This window comes from Pseudomonas baetica (assembly GCF_002813455.1).
Taxonomy (GTDB): domain Bacteria; phylum Pseudomonadota; class Gammaproteobacteria; order Pseudomonadales; family Pseudomonadaceae; genus Aquipseudomonas; species Aquipseudomonas baetica.
In genome coordinates this window covers 2,035,620-2,054,593 of the sequence record NZ_PHHE01000001.1, presented here as the reverse complement: position 1 = coordinate 2,054,593, position 18,974 = coordinate 2,035,620, and the positions used below count along the sequence as shown (strand labels likewise).

Annotated in this window: 7 protein-coding genes; 4 read left to right on the top strand and 3 right to left on the bottom strand. The window is 56.9% G+C overall.

Annotation, left to right across the window (positions count from 1 at the left end; all coding sequences use genetic code 11):
- Positions 1 to 22: 22 nt before the first annotated feature.
- The 3 genes from ATI02_RS09385 to ATI02_RS09375 all read left to right on the top strand — a co-directional run bounded on the left by ATI02_RS09385 (position 23) and on the right by ATI02_RS09375 (position 14,249).
- Positions 23 to 9,001 (top strand): TcdA/TcdB pore-forming domain-containing protein, encoded by an 8,979-nt coding sequence (locus tag ATI02_RS09385; RefSeq protein WP_100846120.1) that lies wholly within the window; start codon positions 23 to 25, stop codon positions 8,999 to 9,001.
- Positions 9,002 to 9,088: 87 nt separating this feature from the next.
- Positions 9,089 to 10,510, top strand: a complete 1,422-nt coding sequence (locus ATI02_RS09380; RefSeq protein ID WP_100848448.1) for a TolC family outer membrane protein — start codon at positions 9,089 to 9,091, stop codon at positions 10,508 to 10,510.
- Positions 10,511 to 10,571: 61 nt separating this feature from the next.
- Positions 10,572 to 14,249 (top strand): PAS domain-containing protein, encoded by a 3,678-nt coding sequence (locus tag ATI02_RS09375; protein WP_100845104.1) that lies wholly within the window; start codon positions 10,572 to 10,574, stop codon positions 14,247 to 14,249.
- Here the strand turns inward: ATI02_RS09375 and ATI02_RS09370 are convergent.
- On the bottom strand, positions 14,230 to 15,150 hold the full coding sequence (locus ATI02_RS09370) for a LysR family transcriptional regulator (RefSeq protein WP_095190779.1): 921 nt from the start codon (positions 15,148 to 15,150) through the stop codon (positions 14,230 to 14,232). The two genes, ATI02_RS09375 and ATI02_RS09370, sit on opposite strands and share 20 nt — an antisense overlap.
- Before the next feature lie 20 nt (positions 15,151 to 15,170).
- Positions 15,171 to 16,148 carry a response regulator gene (locus ATI02_RS09365; protein WP_095190778.1) on the bottom strand — a complete coding sequence of 326 codons (978 nt, stop codon included), beginning with the start codon at positions 16,146 to 16,148 and terminating at the stop codon, positions 15,171 to 15,173.
- A gap of 410 nt (positions 16,149 to 16,558) precedes the next feature.
- Between ATI02_RS09365 and ATI02_RS09360 the strand changes: the two genes are divergently transcribed.
- Entirely contained in the window at positions 16,559 to 17,413 is an 855-nt protein-coding gene (locus ATI02_RS09360; protein WP_100846119.1) for a DUF4238 domain-containing protein, read from the top strand.
- Positions 17,414 to 17,686: 273 nt separating this feature from the next.
- Here the strand turns inward: ATI02_RS09360 and ATI02_RS09355 are convergent, their stop codons facing one another.
- Positions 17,687 to 18,931, bottom strand: a complete 1,245-nt coding sequence (locus ATI02_RS09355; RefSeq protein WP_100846115.1) for a secretin GspD/PilQ domain-containing protein — start codon at positions 18,929 to 18,931, stop codon at positions 17,687 to 17,689.
- Positions 18,932 to 18,974 lie beyond the last annotated feature (43 nt).

The window sequence follows — 18,974 nt, the reverse complement described above, 5'->3', positions numbered from 1 at the left end:
AGAAGGTAACGGGGTGAATACTATGAAGTTCAATCAAGAAGGTATTAAAGCCGACCAGGCATCAGGCGTCGGAGGGCTCAGTGAACTCTTTGAGGTGATTGGCGAGGTGCATGATCTGCTGAGCAAGCAGCTGCTCGAAAGCGCTGTGACTCCAGCAGCGAATGCCGGGCGGCTCACCAGAAGTGAACTCGACGCATTGAATCTCGGCGGGTTGGAAAAGGTCCTTGTCGAACGTGTCAGCGCGATGCCGCTACCCGCCGGTACCACGTTGACTCAAAGCCAGATCGCGCGAATCGCGAACCTCGCGGTCGACGGTATTATTCGACAGAATTTCCGCAAGCTCACGGAATTGATGACCTATCTTGGATCACTGGATTTTCCCTTTGAATCAGGAATGAATACTGACCTGCTGCTGGCGTCCGGTGGCGCGGTAAATGCGCAGTATCAGGCTGCGTTGAATGAGCGGATGGCGGCGGAAGGCAAGCCGCTGGTAGCGACGCCGAACGATATCGCGGCTATTGGTTTCGTGCAGAAAATAGCAGAGAGCCTGACCCAGGCTGTCAATGCCCCAGCGTCTGCTACAAACGACGCGATCAAGAAAGCCACGAGTCAAGGTCATCGGGACATGGAGGGTTATTTGCGCTCGGTGAGTGCGACCCTCGCTGCTAATGCTTACGGCACCGTTTATGTGGCGCCTGATGCCGGGGGCAAGTTCGACGGCACTTTCTGGAACGCCGATCTCCCGATGTTGCGTGCCTTGCAGAAGTGGGGGCTGATCGGCGACATCCGGGTTCTGCATGAGCCGGCGGATAGTTATCGGGGCAAACAGCTCAAGGATGTCGGATCGCTGCTGACCGAACAGGATACCGAGCTACTGGTCAACTCCAGGAGTCTGGTAGAACCGGTGTATCTGGAGGTGCTCGCCGGCATGCACAAGCGATGGGTTCAAGGCGAACCCATGGCTGACCTGATCAGTTTGCATCGCGAAGTGAAAGGTTACATCGACTTTAATCCGAAATCCGCACGTAACAAGGTATTGCTCCTGCTGCTCAAGCAAACGGGGAACAAGCTGCTGGAAATCGATGCCATGGATCGCATGGATGCGGGTAGCCGAGTGACAGCGGCCAAGGCTAACCGCTTGGGTGAGTCGCAAATCTGGACCCGTGAACAACTGACTGCCCATGCAGCGGTTTTTGGCAAGACACGGGAAGAGTCCTACCTGCGCATTCTGTCGCTACTCGATGCATGGCAAGGCCACCGGCAGTCTGACTCATTCCCGATCCAGGCGGACAAAAACGGCGAGTTCGTCGCTTATTTGCCTTTTAAGGGCGACGTTATAGACCAGTACTCGAATCAGATTGCAAGCAAACCGGCTTTCGACATGTTGCGCAGCATGTGGTCCGATATTGAGGTGGTCAGCGATGCCGCCGCTGGCAAAGCCACATTCAAGTTTCAGACAGGCGCGCAGACCGAGATCACATTCAGTCCCGCCAGTACGCTGGCACAGGCGTTTGCCCAGCAAAAACAATTGGCGAATCTGCAAATTGTCCTGTTCATGAGCTTCAAGTCGGAGACCATGCCCGCGCAAATCACGATCCAGGGCGATCAGGTGACGGCCAGCAAAAACATCGGTGATACGCCCACGGTCATCTCCAACGCCCAGAATGACGGCTCATGGAGCACGCCCACGAGCGAAGCGTTGCTGGCGGTAAGGCGTGATGCCCCCGCGAGTTCGACGCCTGTGGTGTCAAGCCGGTACGTCGACCGCTGGGCTACGCCTGTGGTTCAAGGCAACCCGGACGGCAGCGATAGTCAGTACGCGGCGCAGATTATTGTTCAGACCCAGAATGAGGGCACAGTGGCGCAGGCGGCTGCCGATCTGGCGGGCAAGCACCCTGACAGCTCTTTGGTGATACAACTTGATGCCGATGGCAACATGCGGCTGGTCTACGGTGATCCAGCGATCTTCCAGAAGCTTGACGCAATCGACAGAGTGCGCTGGCAGATTGTCGGACACGGTGAGGGTCCGGTCGGCGCGCGCACGCTCGGTGATCTGGATGCTGCCCAGTGGTCACAGCACATTCGCCGTTTTCAGCAAAGTCTTTACGACGAGTACAGCATCAGTTCGGAGCCGGCGCGGATCAGCCTTGTCGGCTGCGCGGTCGAAGACGCCGACCTGCTCGGTGGTTTTGGGCACAAGCTGGTGGAAGCCTTGCAAATCCCGGGTCTCGAAATATCGGCCCGCAGTGCCAACGTCGTTGTCCAGGCGAAAGGAATCAAGACCACCAGGGATGCCGACGGCAAGTTGTGGCACAAAGACCCTAGGCACAAGGTCGTGCTGGAATGGAGCCCGGACCAGGGTGTGACCGAGGTTTTCGAGGCGCTGCCGTCACGGGCACTGCTGGGGCGCGATGGTATCGACGTAGGGGCCCTGCTCGACGACCTGCGCCTGGGTCGGGTTGCATTGGAACAGTTGGGGGCAGCGCAGAATTATGTCCTGACGCTGCTGTTCCCCGGGGACAATGACGAACTGGATCAGGCGCAATTGCGTAGCGTTCTTGAAGATGCAAGTACCTTTAAAACCTTGCAGGACCTGCTTGCCCGGATGTTCAAAAACCCTGGTAGCAAGGTTGATCCGGTCAGCGTGGATGCCGCTGATCTGGTCCGCCAGGCTTTCGATATCAATGGGCAAATCAATGCCGGATCGGCGAGTACGCGCGGCGATTTGGGCGGTCGTGCAGGCAGCATCGATATCCGTCAGTTCGCCGCCAACCCCGCGCTCTTTGCCAAGACCCATGCCCTGAGTGTCGAGACGCTGGTCAGCTCAGGACGGTTGCCGGACCAGGCTTTTGCCAAGTTGATCAAGATGAACGCCGGTGTGTACGAGGTCGAATACACCGCGACCAGTGGCTCTGACACCGTGCCGGCTTACTTCCTCGGTTACAACGGCCCCAATCAGGGCAACGCGTCGCCGGCCTACATCGATATCCCCAAACAGGCCGCAGCCGGGAGCTTTCTGTTCACTGGTACGTTGTCAGGCTGCTCGCTGGTGGTGACCAGCCTGGATGCCAATACTTTCCGTGTTTACCACGATGGCCGGGTCAACAGTTCCGTGCTCTACGACAATGTGGTGATGTCGGTGGACTGGAACGACTACCGGATCGGCGCTACGGCGGAAGGGATCGCCGCGGCGTACCTGCAGTTCGTCGATGGTCAATGGCAGTTGGCGGTCCAGCGCCAAGAATATCGCGGCGCTGACAGGACCCTCTCGCCAACACTGCGGGTCATGGACGAACCGCTGTCGATCCAGCACGCCGATAGCCAGATCGGACCGCGCAAACTGGCCGAATTCACTGACTATCGCGAACAGGTACACCAACGACTGAAGAAACTGGCCGGCCAGTTCGCTGTGTCTGCCGAAGGCGTCACGGACGGTGTATACAGCGGCGGAGCGTTCTCTTACGACCATCCGGCAATTGCCGCATGGACTGCCTTGCGTCGTGAGGTTGATCGTAAGTATTTGCTTGAGATCGACCAATTGAAGGCTCAGCGCGACGAGCTTTATAAACAGCGGAGTACCGCGTCGCGGCCACAATTGATCGACCAACAGATCAAGCAGAACCTCCTTACCCATGAATATTACAAGGCGCAGTTCGACACGGTCTTGCGTGAGAGCGGTTCTGTCGACCGAAGCTGGCTATGGACGCAGATCAAGGCCAAGGAGGGAATGCCTGGCGTCCTCCGTTTTGACGATACCGACCTGCGGGGTGGAGACCAGGATGCAACCAGCAGCCTGGGCGAGCGCTACGCAAACTTCGAGGCGTACCAGCGAGGCGCACTGGGCGCTGAGTTCATGCAGGGATTACGCGCTTTTCGCGACATCAGTATTCCTGGCGTGACCCAGGAAATGTCGGCGCTGGACATGAAGCAGCTGTTCATCGATGGGCAACTCACCGCGCAACAACGGGGAGCCTTGAGCGCTCGTATCGAAGAAATCAGCCAGGCCGAAAACATTGAAAAGGTACTGAAACGTACAGCCTTGCTGAGCGAGGGCTTCAAGCGCGCCGGAAGTACGTTCAGTCAACTGGCCCCGCAGGATTTCTATCTGTCGCTGGTCGGTGATCGATTCGGTGGCCGCTGCTATCCATTGGTCAGGGCGATGGCGGTGGCACTGGCCGACGCCGGCTCTAAGGGCATCAACAGTCTGGTGCAAAAACTTTTCCTGGCGGCCGCGGAGCCGCAAGCAGGAAGTTCGACGTTGCTCAAGAAGAGTCTGGTCAGGCTGCATTCCAATGGTGATGCGGTGCAGGCGTCTACAGCGGTAGGCAAACTGAATTTGGCCGATGTGGTCGGGCGGCTCAAAGGGGCGACTGGTACCTCGACATTTGCCCTCAATACCCGCAATCACTCAATGCTGGTAGCAAGCACGGCTATGGCTAAGGGCCGTCGCTACTATTTTTATGATCCAAATGTCGGGATCTTTGCCTATGACAATACAGCCAGCTTTCTCAAGGCAATGGAGCAGCATCTGGTAGGCAGAGGGCTGGCAGATTTTTACGGCGCTTTCGGTAGCAAGCAGTCTCCGGAATTCAATCTGGTTCAGATCGATGCCGACAAGATGGCCAAAGTCCAGGTAGGTAATGGTTTGGAAGTGGCCGATCTGAGCCGTCCAGGCGAACTGGCGACAGTGATCGGTCAGCGTCGGCAAGTGCAGGAAACCGTCAGCGCCCAGTCGCGGATTGCCGAAGATATGCAGTTGCGCGGCAGCCTGGTGACACTTGATGTTGAGCAATGGGGCGCCAGATTCGCCGAGTCCAGCACGCGGCTTGCGACGGAAAATGGCCTTGACCCGCGCTGGATGCCGATCATCGCCACAACCGAGGACCAGGGTGCAGGTAATTATCGGGTGCAATTCATCAACCGTGATCAGCCGGAGCAGAGTCGCTGGCTGAACACCCGGGATTCGAACTTTACCGAATTTCGTCGCTTTATCGATGAACACACCGCTACGCTGGGCAGGCATTTCACCCTCGAACGCGGGCAGATGCGGCCTCGGGGCAGCGTGGGTGAGGCCGGTTCGATTGATGGCCTTAACGCCGGGTTTGCCCTGCAGACACTGATTCAGTGGTTTGCCGACAAGCAGCGTGACGCCAGCGCCCGTGGTGTCGACTCGACTGATCTGGCAACTGCACTGAAGATCCATGGCTACCTCAATATGGTCCAGATGGGCCATGGGGTTTTGCAGGACGTGGGTAAGGTCACCGAGCTGGTACGCACCGCGCTGCGTGGCGAAGTTATCGCCGGCGAGGCCACTGTCAAAGACTTCGTGTCCACCCTGGGCCACACCGTCAATGAAGGGGCTGGCGTAATCTTCGGCGGCGGTATGGTGATCCTCGACGCCTATGAACTGGCCCATGCTGAAAATGAAACTCAGAAGGCAGTGTTCGGCACTCAATTGGCCTTTGATTCGGCAAGCTTCATCACCGGGGCCGCAGGTATCGGTGCGGGCATGTTGGGCGCGACTTCGGCAGGAGCCTTGCTGGGCGGTGTCGGAGTGATTGCCGGCGGGCTCGCTGTTGGCTTTACCGGATTGGCTCAGGCCTTTGGGGTGGTCGCCGAGGATGCCAAGGCGGTGGGGCGCTACTTCGATACGGTCGACGATGCCTACAAGGGCCATGGCTACCGCTATGATCAAGCGCACAAAATGTTGGTGCCACTGCCCGGGGCGGTGGTCAAGACTCTCGACCTGCAACTCAATAAGATCAGCTTCGACAGTCAGTACATCTACCGCACCCATTCCGGCTCGACCGGCTCTGGCAAAATCAACTATTTCTTTTGGGCCGGTGATTTTCCGGTAATGGTCAAAGACCGCAATCAGGCTATCGAAATACGCAGCGGAATCGGCTACCGGGATGCAACCTACACACTCGACCACGGCGAGAGCAACGTGGTGATATTGCCGGGCACGCCCAAGTCATATATCAGCTATGAATATGAGCAGTTGCCTGGCGCGACCACTCGCCACGATGCCGGTTTCGATGTGATCCGACGCCTTGAGGAAGACAAACGTTTCGACTATGACTTCTACATTTTTCCTGCCGAGCGGACGATCCGCAAAATCGCTCAAGAATATGTAGCGACTTCAGTCGAGGTGAAGCTCGATCAGCGTAACCGGCAATTGATCGTGCCCGAGTTGCCCAAAGAGCTTCACGGTTTCATGAGCTACGAGATCAAGGGGGCGGGCGGCGAGTATCTGGTCAGCCTTAAGGAAGGCGCTTGGTTGAAACTCTCAAGCGAGGTTCCGGCTTTCGCTGCGAATACCGAGGTTGAGATCCATTCACTCGATGGCACGGTGGGTGGCGGTGTTCCATACAGCCTGGTGGGCAACAAGCCTTCGCGCTGGATCATCGACACTAGCCGGCTCGCTGGAGGCAACATCCAGGTCCTGCGGGATCGGGTGGTGATCGGTGGGGTCAGTGTTCTACTGGATCCGGCCACGAATGGACGGGTACTGCTGGCCAATGGCAAGGGCGAAGTGCGCGAAGTCGATTTCACCGACCTGAGTGCTCGCGTGGTGTCCGAGGATGCGAGCAAGTGGCAAGCTCCCGGCCAGGGAATAGAAAAACATCTGAAGGATCTGGCCAGCGCGCATCAGTTACATGGGCAGTACGTGGTAGTCGATAACTACCAGCACAACGGGCGCAATCTTGGACGCGCTTACTACGACGTAGCCAAGGACCGCATGATGTTCACCGACACCTCCGAAGTGAAGGCCGGGAAGGCTCAGCTCGGCGCGGTGATAGGTGACTACGCCTACTTCCACGATGACGAGAGCGCAGCGGCATGGCGCGTCGATATCGCCAGTGGCAAGGTCGACGCGCAGTACACGCCATGGTTCAACGACAGCGTGGGCAAGATCAGTCGATTGTGGGCGGAGGGCGGAGAGGTCTATCTGGCGCGTCGGTATCAGATGAAAGACGGCGAGGGCGAACTCGGTTACCGCCTCGTTGGTGATCGTATGGAACTGGTCAGCGCTGTCGGCGACGATGCTCTGCTCAAACTGTTGGCGCGTACCCGTCAGCATGGCGATGCATTCGTGAACTTGCTGCAAGGCTACGAAAGCTTCAGCACGCAGCGCGAAACTCCGGTTTACAAGGTCGGTGGGCGGCTGATTCATCCGGTTCCCGCCGCCTTGGTCACGGTGTATGGAACCGATGCGGCGGGCGTGGCGCATCGTTATTGGATACGCACCGCCGATGGCACGCTGATCAAGCCGAATCTGGCACCGCCGGCTGATCATGTTCTGCGTTTTGAAGCGCACGAGAGCACCCGCAGTGCCTGGACAATTCCGGCCGATCTGGTATTGGCGGGCAGTATTCCCCAGCCCGGCGGGCAGGAAGTGTTTTTCTTCTACAGCAAGTCGCAAAAGGTCCTGTTCCGCCAGAACGGAGCAGGCCAGGCGATTCTCGATGCCACTCATCCAACGGCCTTGCGCATGGATATCCCGGAGCTGGCGAACGTGTTGGCGCTGGAGGGCCAACTGCTTGTGGTCACTGTGGACGGGCGTGTGGCCCGGCTTGATGCGCAGGGCTCGCTGAGCTACGAGGCCGTCAATGAGCATTGGCTAAAAGGGCGTCCGACGTGGTGGCTGGACTTGCCCAAGGTCACCGGCACTGACGCCACCCTGGCCGTGTTCGGGGTCAAGGATCGCGACGGCCAAGGCGCGCTGTCGGTGTGGTACCACAGTGGTCGTGTGGTGGTTGCTGCGTCGTCATTGCAGGGCAAGCCATTGCAATTTGTCGGCTTTGAAGACGATGGGGTCACGGCACGGCTGTTCGAATCCGGCAGCGGCAAACTTTATCTCCAGCCCTCCATGGCTGCGGATGCGTTGGCCACGGCATTCGGCAACGATGCAGTGCTGGATGCAGCGGCGAAAATTCCTGTCGTGAGCGAACTGACACCGACGATGCAACTCAAGTCAGTGCTGCAAGTCGAGAGTGGATTGCGTCTGACAACGCACAGCGGCGAGATTTTGTTGCGCACCAACAAGGGCAACTTACAGCTGGTGGCAGTCGATGAAAAATGGCAGCAGGACAACCTGACGCGCTTGCCAAAAGCCCTTGCCGAGTTGGCCGGGCAGTGGCGGGCGAAGGGTGTGCTGACCTTGCAGGGCAAAGCAAGTCGAGGCTGGTTCGATATCGACAGTGGCCAGATGTTCTCCGGCAAAGGCATCGCTGCCACGGACAACCTTGATTTTGTCGGGGTAGGCGAAGGCGAGCAGGCGGCCTATGTGTACAGTTCGACAGCCCAGGTTCTTTATCGGGTCAACAGCGAGGGCGCGCAGGCCTGGAATCACTTCACCGGGGTCGACCGTACCGATTCCTCCCTGTTGCTTCAGGGCACGGGGGGGGCAAGCGGCACAGACGAACTGGCACCACCGCTGCTCACCGGGATCGCTACGCTGGTGCTCCATGGTGGCGGTGGTCACGATACTTACCGTCTGAGCGAGAAGGCTTGGGGGCACTACCGAACCATCGTCATCGACAATGAAGATTCAGGCCTGGCACTGGACCGCCTGATTCTGCCGCCGACCGTTTCGCCAGACATGCTGGTCAGCCGGCATGGCGACGACCTGATTCTGACTGACTCAGCGACGGGCACCGCACTGATGATCCGTAAGGTGCTCGGCGAGCAGGCAGCGGTGCATCGTCACCTGCTGATTTCACTGAAAAGCAACTGGGACGTGATCGACATCAATCACCTGGTCAAGCACTTCGCTGAAAAGGAAAGTCTTCAGGACGGACTTGTCCAATTGTCCTGGAGCAAGCAGCAGTCCGCCAAGCCGTTAGATGAGGGGGGTGTTTTCGCACACACGAAGAGTCCAAATCTGGCCAAGTTAAACGGTGTCATGGCGGCTTTCCCTGATGAGGGCGGTAGCCGCGAGAAACTGCCGATGAACCGCCAGAGTGTACCAAGCGTTCTGGTGCCTTCCATGTCTTGATGGCGCAGAGGAGTTGACAGGAGGAGCGCAATGCTCCTTCTGTCGCTGCGTACTTTCGATCCTTTTTTTGCGGAACAACCCAGCATCATGAACCGATCAATAATTTTCTCACGGCAAGCCGTTGCCGGCTGGCTGCTGGTCGCTTGGCTGCCCGCCGCGCCAGCCATCGCTGCCACCAGCGATCTCTGGCAGGTCTACCAGGATGCTCAACAGAACAACTCCGAACTGGCCGCCGCCCGTTTTGACCAGGCTGCCCGGGCCGAGGCTGTGCCCCAGGCAAGGGCCGCATTGTTGCCGACGTTTTCGGCGGGTGCGGAGATCAATAACAATGAGACCACACTGCAACAGCCTGCGCAGCAGACCCGGCGCAGCGGTACCAGTTATCAAGCGACGTTGAATCAACCACTGTTTCGCATCGATCGCTGGTTCAGCCTCAAGGCTGCCGAGGCGCAAAGTGAACAGGCATTGCTGGAGTTATCAGCGGCCGAGCAGAAGCTGATGCTCGACAGCGCTCAGGCTTATTTTGGCCTGCTCAAGGCGCAGGATGGTCTTGCCGCGAGCAAAGCCGAGGAGGCGGCGTTCAAGCGTCAGCTCGAACAGGCTGACAGAGGGCTGCAATTGGGGGTGTCTGATCGCACCGATGTGCTGCAGGCCCAGGCCAGCCATGACACGGCACGGGCCAGTCGAATCGTCGCGCAGAAACAACTGGACGATGCCTTCGAAGCCCTCGATACCCTGAGCCATCAGCAATATCCGGCAATCCAGGGCGTGCGCCACGATATGCCAGTGTTGCTGCCCACACCCAACGATGCACCCGCCTGGGTCAACACCGCCATGCAACAAAACCTGACACTGCTGGCGAGCCGGCAGGCCCTGGAAGCCGCGCAGCAAACCCTGAGCGCGCGCAAGGGCGGGCATGCGCCTACCCTGGATGCGGTGCTGCGTTATCAGACCGGCGACAACGATAACCTCGGCTACGGTAACAGCAGCCTCAGAGGTGGCGGTTATGGCGGTGATGTCGAGCAACGCTCGATCGGGCTGCAACTCAATATCCCGCTGTTCAGCGGTGGCCAGGTGAGTTCTCAGGTGCGCGAAGCGCATCACCGGCTGAACCAGCGCGATGCTCTCAACGATAACCTGCGTCGCCAGGTGGTCGAGCAGACCCGAAATCTGCACCGCGGTCTCAACAGCAGCGTCGAACAGATTCAGGCACGTCGCCAATCGATCATTTCCAACCAGGGCGCGGTGCTGGCCTCGCAGAAGGGTTTCCAGGTCGGTACGCGCAATATCGTCGATGTGCTGGAGGCCCAGCGTCAGCTCTACAGCGCTGTGCGCGAGTACAACAACAGCCGGTATGACTACATTCTCGATACACTGCGCCTAAAGCAGTCGGTCGGAACCCTGGCCCCTGAGGATCTTCGAGCGCTCTGCGACTTCCTCAAGCCGGACTACGATCCGGATCGTGATTTCCTGCCGCCGGAGTTCCCCCGCCAATTGGCGAGACGCTGATCGAGGCGCAGCAGGTGGTGGAGGGTTACAGTGACGGGCAGGGTGATCAGCGGGGGATCCGATGTTGCATAGATTAATGACGTTCTTTGATCGCCATAAAGTGTTTTGCTACGCATTGGGCATAATCCTTTCCGTCGGTGGTGGGCTGCTGCTGGGCAATCTCTACCGCGCACAGGCCGAGCAGCGTTACCGGATCGATACCCAGGCCATGACTGAGGACTATGCCGCGCGCCTTGGCACCTGGAACGCTGACGGTTTCGCCATTGGCGCACTGTCGATGCTCGGGCGGCATGCGCAGTCGCTTAAACAGGTGATCAGCGAGCCTGCGCCTTCGACCGCTTTGAAAGTAGAGGCCGCCACTCCATTGAAAAGCCTCGCCTTGGTGGTTGGCGCAGGTCATGCCTATGTCGTCAATCAGCAGGGTGTGATTGTGGCGGCGTACGATAGCCTTGGACGTTCGGTGGAAGGTTTGAACATAGGCTTTCGCCCCTATTTCAAGACCGCGATGCAGGGCAAGCCGACTGTCTACGGTGCCATCAGCCGCACACTGGGCCAGCGCATGTTTTTTATGGCGGCGCCGGTGTATGCCTCCAGCACCAGCCAGGATAAAGCTATCGGCGTGGTGGTGGCGGGCTTTGATGCACGGGTTCTGGACGCTGAGCTGAACAAAACCTCCCGCCACCATCTGCAGATGATTCTCTCGCCTGGTGGGGTCGTGCTGTCCTCCAATCTTTCCTCGCTCTTGCTCAAGTCTGATCGGTCGTGGTCACCTGAGACATTTACCGGTGATGTGCGCCAGCAATTTGGCAACTACCCATTCACCAACGGCGTACCTGAACGGCTGCCGTTCGATGTCGAGCAACCGGTGGTGTCATTCGAGGGGCAGCGCTACGCCGTGTCCCGGACCAGTTTCGACTGGAACGACCCGAATGGTTCCTGGGCCGTTATCAGGCTGGACAGCCTGGATGCAGTCCTTTCCGAAGGTCAGTTTCTGTTGATCGAAGGCGCCAGTGCGCTGTTGTTATTCCTGATGTTTTGGGCTGGCCTGCGGCGGCTGACCGATGCTGTGCAACACAAGCGTGATATGCAACGTATCGAACAGAGTGAGCGGCGCCTGGACCTGGCGCTGCAAAGTGGCGCGTTGGGCTTGTGGGACTGGAATGTCAGCCTGGGCACTATCATCAACAACGATGTCTGGATGCGGATGCTCGGCTACAGTCAGCCGGAGCTTGATCGGACATTTGGCAATGGTCTGGAACGCTGGACCTGCCTGGTTCATCCCGAAGACCGTGAACCGACCATGACGAGGCTGATGGACCACCTCAATCATCGCGTCGGCGAGTATCGCGCCGAATACCGGATGCGTCACAAGAGCGGGCGCTGGTTATGGGTACTGGACATCGGCAAGGTCATGGAACGCGACGCTCGGGGAGAGGCCATTCGTGTGACCGGGGTGCTGCAGGACATCACCCAGTCAATCGAAGTGCAGCGATCCATCGTGGACAGTCAGACCAAACTGCAGTCGATGATTGCGAACATTCCCGGCGTTGTGTTTCGCAGTCTGCCCAGTCGTGAGCGCGAGATGGTATTTCTCAGCGATGCCATAGAAACGCTCAGCGGCTACCCCGCGCACCATTTCCAGTCCGGGCATGCCTATCGGGAAATCGTTCACCCTGATGACCTGGAGATTTTCAACCGCAGCCTGGACAGCACCAGCTATATCCTCGAATACCGGATCATTATGGCCAGCAACGAAGTGCGTTGGGTCTATGACAAGGGCCAGATCATCCAGAACAATGGCTTGCCGCAGTACCTGGACGGGGTTATTTTCGATATCAGCGAGCGCAAGGCAGTGGAGGCGCAAGTACAGCAGTCACGCCAGGAGGCGGAGCTGGCGACCCAGGCCAAGTCCGAGTTTCTCGACAACATGTCCCATGAAATCCGCACGCCGTTGAACGCCATCATCGGCATGGCTCATCTGGTTCTGGGCATGCCATTGGAGAGGGCGCAACGACAATACATCGAGAAGATGGATCGCGCGGCCAAGGGGTTGGTGAGTGTCGTCAACAGCGTGCTGGACCTGTCCAAGATCGAGGCCGGCAAGTTAAGTATCGAACAGGTCAGCTTCGATCTTCATGAGATGGTTCAGGATGTGCTCGGCCTCATGAGTCAGCGCGCCCGTGAGCGGAACATCGAGCTGCGGCTGGATATCCCTTCACACTTGAGTCGCGTCTATATTGGCGATCCATTTCGCCTCACTCAGGTGCTGATCAATCTGGTGGACAACTCGATCAAGTTTACTGACGTCGGGCATGTGACCCTCGGTGTGCGCCAACTGAGTCAATGGAGCGACACCGCGATGCTGTGCTTCAGCGTCGCTGACACGGGACTGGGCATGAGTGAGGAGCAGCGCATCCGCTTGTTCAGCGCCTTTGTCCAGGCCGACCCGTCCATCAGCAGACGGTACGGCGGCACGGGGCTGGGATTGACGATTTCCAGGCGCATTGTGCGTCTGATGCAGGGCGATATCTGGGTCAACAGCATCGAGGGGCAGGGCAGTGAGTTCAAGTTCACGGCCCAGTTGAAGTTGGCGCACCCTGCGTCGACCAAAGAACTGTCGCCCAGACCGGTTTGCTGGGCGGGTAATACCGGTGGTGTTACCACGCTCACTGATTCGGGAATGTCCACCTGCGACTATGCGCAGCTATTAGCCGGTGCGCGAATCCTCGTGGTGGAGGACAACCTGTTGAACCAGGAAGTGGTGGACGGGTTACTGCAACACGCCAAGGTCCACGTGGTGATGACGGAGAGTGGCGAAGAGGCGCTTAACCTCTTGATGCGCGACACACAGTTCGATGCTGTGCTGATGGACTGCCAGCTTCCCGTCATGGATGGCTACGAAACGGCCAGGCAGATTCGCCTTCATGCTCATTTGCAGAGGCTGCCGATCATCGCGGTCACGGCCAACATCCTGGCGGATGTGAAGGGCCGAGCCTTATCTGCCGGAATGAACGATTGCATTACCAAGCCGTTGGAGATCAAGGCTTTCTACCGGACTCTGGTGTGCTGGATCAAAACGCGGGAATTGCAGGTGCTGCCGTCGGTCATTGAGTCACCGTCGGCGGCAATGGTGTCCCCCCCGGAGTCATTGCTGGCCCTCGACGGCTCGTCGATCAACACCGCACTTGGCCTTGCGGTGGTCAATCAGGACGAAGCGCTCTACGCGCATCTACTAAGGATTTTTTATGCGGATAATCAGCAACTGCTTGAGCATCTCTGGCTTGCTCATGAAGCTTTGGACACGACCGCCATCGGCCGTCTGGCCCACAGTCTGAGGGGGTGTGCCGGGCATATCGGGGCGACGGCGCTGCAAGAGGCTGCAGGATTGCTGGAAGAAGGCTGCACGCGCGAGGTTGATACCGCGTCGTTGATTCACCGCGTGGCTGACTGTCTACGGCCGGTGCTCGCCGATCTTGCCGATTTTACCGCCGAGGCGGTGCCCCCAACGGCTGTCAGTCGGCCTCTGATAAATGACGAAAAAGATCTGCAACTGGATCGACTTGCTCGTTTGCTGGTGGAGGACAATGCCGAAGCCCTGAGCCTGATTGATCGACTGTGCCAGCAAGACGACGGCGCCGGTTTGTGGGTTATCCAGGAACTGATCTATGACCTGGAGTTTGCCCAGGCCCACGCTTTACTGGTGCACTACCGCCAGTCGGTCACCGACCGCATGCAGTGAGGAGCGCCTGACAGGCCGCCACACGCTCCTCACATACTTGCACCAGTCGACGGTGCAGGGCCCGCAACGGTTCGCAGATCTGCGAACGGTGCGACACCACCAGGTTCAGCGGGGCCGGATCCCCCAGCCAGCCGCCCAATAATGGCAGCAGGCGGCCGGCGGCCAAGTCGTCGGCGACAGTCAACAGCGGCAGGTAGATCACGCCATGGCCGGCCAGGGCCCAACGGCGGGCGGCGTCGCCATCGTCGCAGTGGAAGAGTCCCTGCACCCGCACCTCTTCGACCTCGCCCTGGGCATGGAAACGCCAGCGCGATTCCGGCCGGCCGATGCTATGACTGATGATGCAGTCGTGTTCGCCAAGTTGCGCCGGGGTGACGGGTGCCGGGTTTGCGGCCAGATAAGCCGGGGCGGCACAGACAATGAAATGGTGGTGCTTGAGTACCGGCAGTTCCACCAGATCCAATGACAGGCTGCGGCCAAAGCGCAAGGCTGCGTCGAACTTTCCTTTGAGCAGGTCTTCTTCCTTGTCGCTCAGAGACAGCTTGATGTGCAGTTTCGGTTTCTCCTGCTTCAGTTGGGCCAGCAGGTCGAGCAACAGATGACGCCCCAGGTCTGAAGACACGGTGAGTTCGAGCATGCCGTCATCATGAGTCAACGAGCGCTTGCCCATTGCGAGGATCTTCAGAGCATGCTGCGCGCTTTCCAGATAGCGTGCGCCCTCGGAGGTGAGTTTCATGGTGCGGGTGGAGCGGGTAAACAACCGCACGCCCAAGCGGTTTTCCAGACGCTTGAGCGCCATGCTGGCAGCGGCGGGGGTGATGGACATGGCACGAGCAGCAGCCGACAGGCCTTCCAACTCGGCGATGAGTACAAACAGCTCTAGATCTTCCAGGTTGGCCATAGTGAATACTCGCTGTTTGCTCAGAGGCCGGGAAAGTTAGAGGAGGCGGTGAGCATCGCCGCTGACAGTGCCTGCTGGTCACTGGGCAGGCATGACATCAGTTGCTGGTGATCGAGCATCTGCCTGAAGGCGTGGGCATGCCGTTGGGGTAGATCGATGCCGGGTTGCAGAAGCGCCAAGTGATAGATCAAGGCCAGGGTGAACAGGCGTGTCGACAGTGGCGTGGACTCGAGATCTTTAGCGCTTGCCCGACTATCGAGCAGAACGCTGGCGTGGCTGATGCTCCAGGCCTGGTTGAGCAAACGGTCTTCCGGGTCGACATGGTTGAGTATTTCCTCAATCAGCAACCGGCTATTGACGAGCGCCTGGGAAAGACTGGCATAGGGCTGATTGAGGCCGATCAACGCCAGGCAGGCAGCGCTGCGAAACTCCGCCGGGTCGCTTTCGACGACGCTGTTGTCGAGCAGGATCGTCAGGGTATCGAGGAGCGCATCCAGGCGAATGTGCGGGTTTTGCGCCAGCTGCAGCGCCAGTGCGCAGGTAAAACCGTCACGCATATTGCTGCCCGCTGACGGCTCGGCGGCCGGCTGCGGGCTATGTAGCGGTTTGTCCCGGTACCCCAATTGCGCCGCCACCCGGGCCAGCACGACTGGCGGCGAAATCGGCTTGGCGATGTAGTCCGCAGCGCCAAGCAGCAAGCCAAGACGCTCGTCCTCAATGCTGCTGCGCGAGGTCAGGAAAATCACCGGAATGGTCGCCGTGGCCGGATGGTTCTTCAACTCACTGAGCACCTGGAAACCGTCCATGCCCGGCATGGTGATATCGAGAATGATCAGGTCAGGTCTGGAACTATGAGCCAGCTCGATCCCGCGTTCGCTGTTCTTGGCCAGCAGCACCTCATATTCAGTGGTCAGCGTCTTTGACAGCACGATCAGCGATTGCGGATCGTCGTCGATGGCCAGAACTGTATAGGAATTGGAGAGGCGCGCAGAGTGCATGGTATGTTGGCCTGTGCAAGGTAGGAGCGCAGTCTAGCCTATTTAACTTGAATCAATGAATCGCCCCGGATTTTCTAGACACCTTGCGAGCTCATTGCATAACGTTTTTCAAACTCCATCGGTGACAGCTGATTGTTGAAATATTCCTGGGCAGTAGAACGTTCGCAACTGAGCTGGAGAAAATTGAGCTCGTGGAAGCACTCGATCAGTAAGCGTTCAACGAGTGCTTGTAGTGCAATACGTGATTTAACATAATATACATTATGCGAAGCGTCCTATAGAGGTCTGGGGGGCTCTGGAGGTCAGATTTGAAGCCAGGCACTGCCTCCTGCCGGCGTTTTTCGCGGGCGCGAAAATCAGGGACATGAGTTACCTTTTACAAATCGAATGGCAACGAAGACGAATCCGTCATGAGCGAACCGATATATCACCACTATGTTTCAGCTGGGTATTTGAGAGGTTTCGCGAAGTCAGGTAAGCACGATGTCGTTCACTGCGTCGATCTTGTTGTGAAAAAAGGATTCCCACAAAACGTAAAAAATGTCGCTGGGGAGGATCATTTCAACAGATTACATAATCACCCAGATCCCAATTTACTCGAGAGATCCTACGCCAATGAAATCGAGGGGCCCGGAATTGCGGCTCTCACCAGAGTGGTTAAGAGCTGCAGTTTTTCAAACACCGCAGATCGTGAGGCGGCATTGCTCCTTTTTTCGCTTTTTGCCGCTAGAAATCCTCACGATAGGCAGCGCTTAGAAAAAACCATTCAGCCCCTAAATCAGGTTCTAATTGCTTCAGCATTGGGGGCTGAGGCTTTAAATTCACCGGAAGCTTTAGCCGCCCTACAAATGAACAGCTCAAAACATGCCTATTTCGAGCTAGGTCTCATCGGTGAGATTCATCAGTGTTTACTGGAGCGCAAATGGCGCTTTCTGCAAGCAAGCAATGGATCTCCCGGGTTCATTACCTCAGATTACCCAGTGAATCTCATAGCTCATCCAGGTCGACCTGACGATGGCTGGGGCTTGGGGTTCGCGCTGAGAGACGTCAGTATTTTCATCCCCTTGAGCAAAGATATCGCTGTTCTAGGCGACTACGAGGCAAACGAGCGAGTGATCCCGTTAGAAAAAACAGAGGTTGCAGCCTTCAACAGTCGAATTATCGGCAATGCAACACGGCAAATTTATGCGCATAGTGATGAATTCGAATTTATTAGCTTGGATAACCGTTTGTTAACTGGAAAGGAGCTACCTGCGATTATCTAGCACCCTACTCGCCCATATACCCCTAAGGAATAACTATGCTAAATAGTTGTTTAGTTTAGTTATATGAGAATGTCAAAGTAGCTTCAAAATAACCGCAGTTATGGTAGCTACGAAAGAGATCAATCCTATCGAAATTGCCAGTGGAATCCAGAATATTTCCGCAGTTACCTTGCTTGCATCAACATCGATCTTCATCGTTTCAGCTATCAATTTGTCGATTTGATTGTGCATTGCGGGCCTCACCAGGCTAACGCCAGAGGAAAATGACGCCTGTCATTGCTTCTCGACCAAAACAGGTGTGAGGAAAAGCACAAGCTCAGTGCTATTAGATACGGTCGAGCTACTGGTAAACAACCATTTAAAACCGGGAATTTTCCCGAGAAACGGAACACTCTTGGTCACTGTCGTGTCGACGTCCGAGTAGACACCGCCAAGGGCCACAGTCTGACCGAAGCCTGAAAAAACCCGGGAGGTAAGCGACGTGGTGTTGATTGGTGGAACACCATTCATGGCGTTGGAATAATCTGGTTCGTCCTTAGAAAGAATAACATCGAGCAATACACCCTTCTCGTTAACGAACGGAGTGACGTCCAAAGATAACGCAGCCTCCTTAAAAGAAATTGATGTTGACCCCTCCCCTGCGGACTGCTGGTAAGGAACCTGAGATCCCTTAACGATTTTGGCTTGGTGTCGATCAGAGGTGTATACGCGCGGACTAGAGATAACGCGGCCTTTCCCGCGCTGTTCCATTGCGCTGAGGGCCACGTCAAGATTGACTGATTTGGAGACGATACCGAATCCAGCAACAGCGGCCGCTGAAAGTCCAAGTGGTACAGACCCAGTGACAGTACCGGCGCCGCTGCCAACAGATCCACCCCATTGGACGCCGAGATTTTTGGAGTAGGATCGATCAACTTCGACTATGCGAGCCTCAATCATCACCTGCTTTCTTGAGTAATCAACAGCAGCAAGATAAGTACGAAAATCAGAAAGCCTGCTGTCAGACATCCGAGCAACAATAATAGAAGAGTCATCCTCAAAGTTAAGGCTCTCGCCCTGATCGAGAGCAAATGCCTTTATAGCGTCAGACGACAAGATATTATGCACTTTAAAAATAGAAACTCTGAAAGACGAATTGGCGGCAGAAGAGCTTGAATCTTTGAGCTGTTGAAAGACGCCATAAGACTGCTTTGAATACTCGCTAGGGCGCTGGAGTGAGCTTACGCGCAAAAAGTTACCTTCTACGCTATATAGCAAGCCCTTGGCAGACGATACATATTCAATTGCCTCATCCCAGGTGACATCCTTCATTCGCATGGAAAGCGAACCGTGAATACTGTCATCCAGCACAAGATTTAAACCACGATAGTCGGCAAGGAGTTGTAATGCCGAAGAAACTTGAATGCTTTGAAAGTCAAAATTAAGCGGAGGCGTAACAGTTTCAGCTTGGGAAACAGATAAAAAAAGAACAAGGCTAATGGACAGGCAGAAACGGTGAATCATCTTAGAGTTAATCATGACTGGAGTTCCAAGTGGTGGGTGGATTAATTAGCGGCGTCGT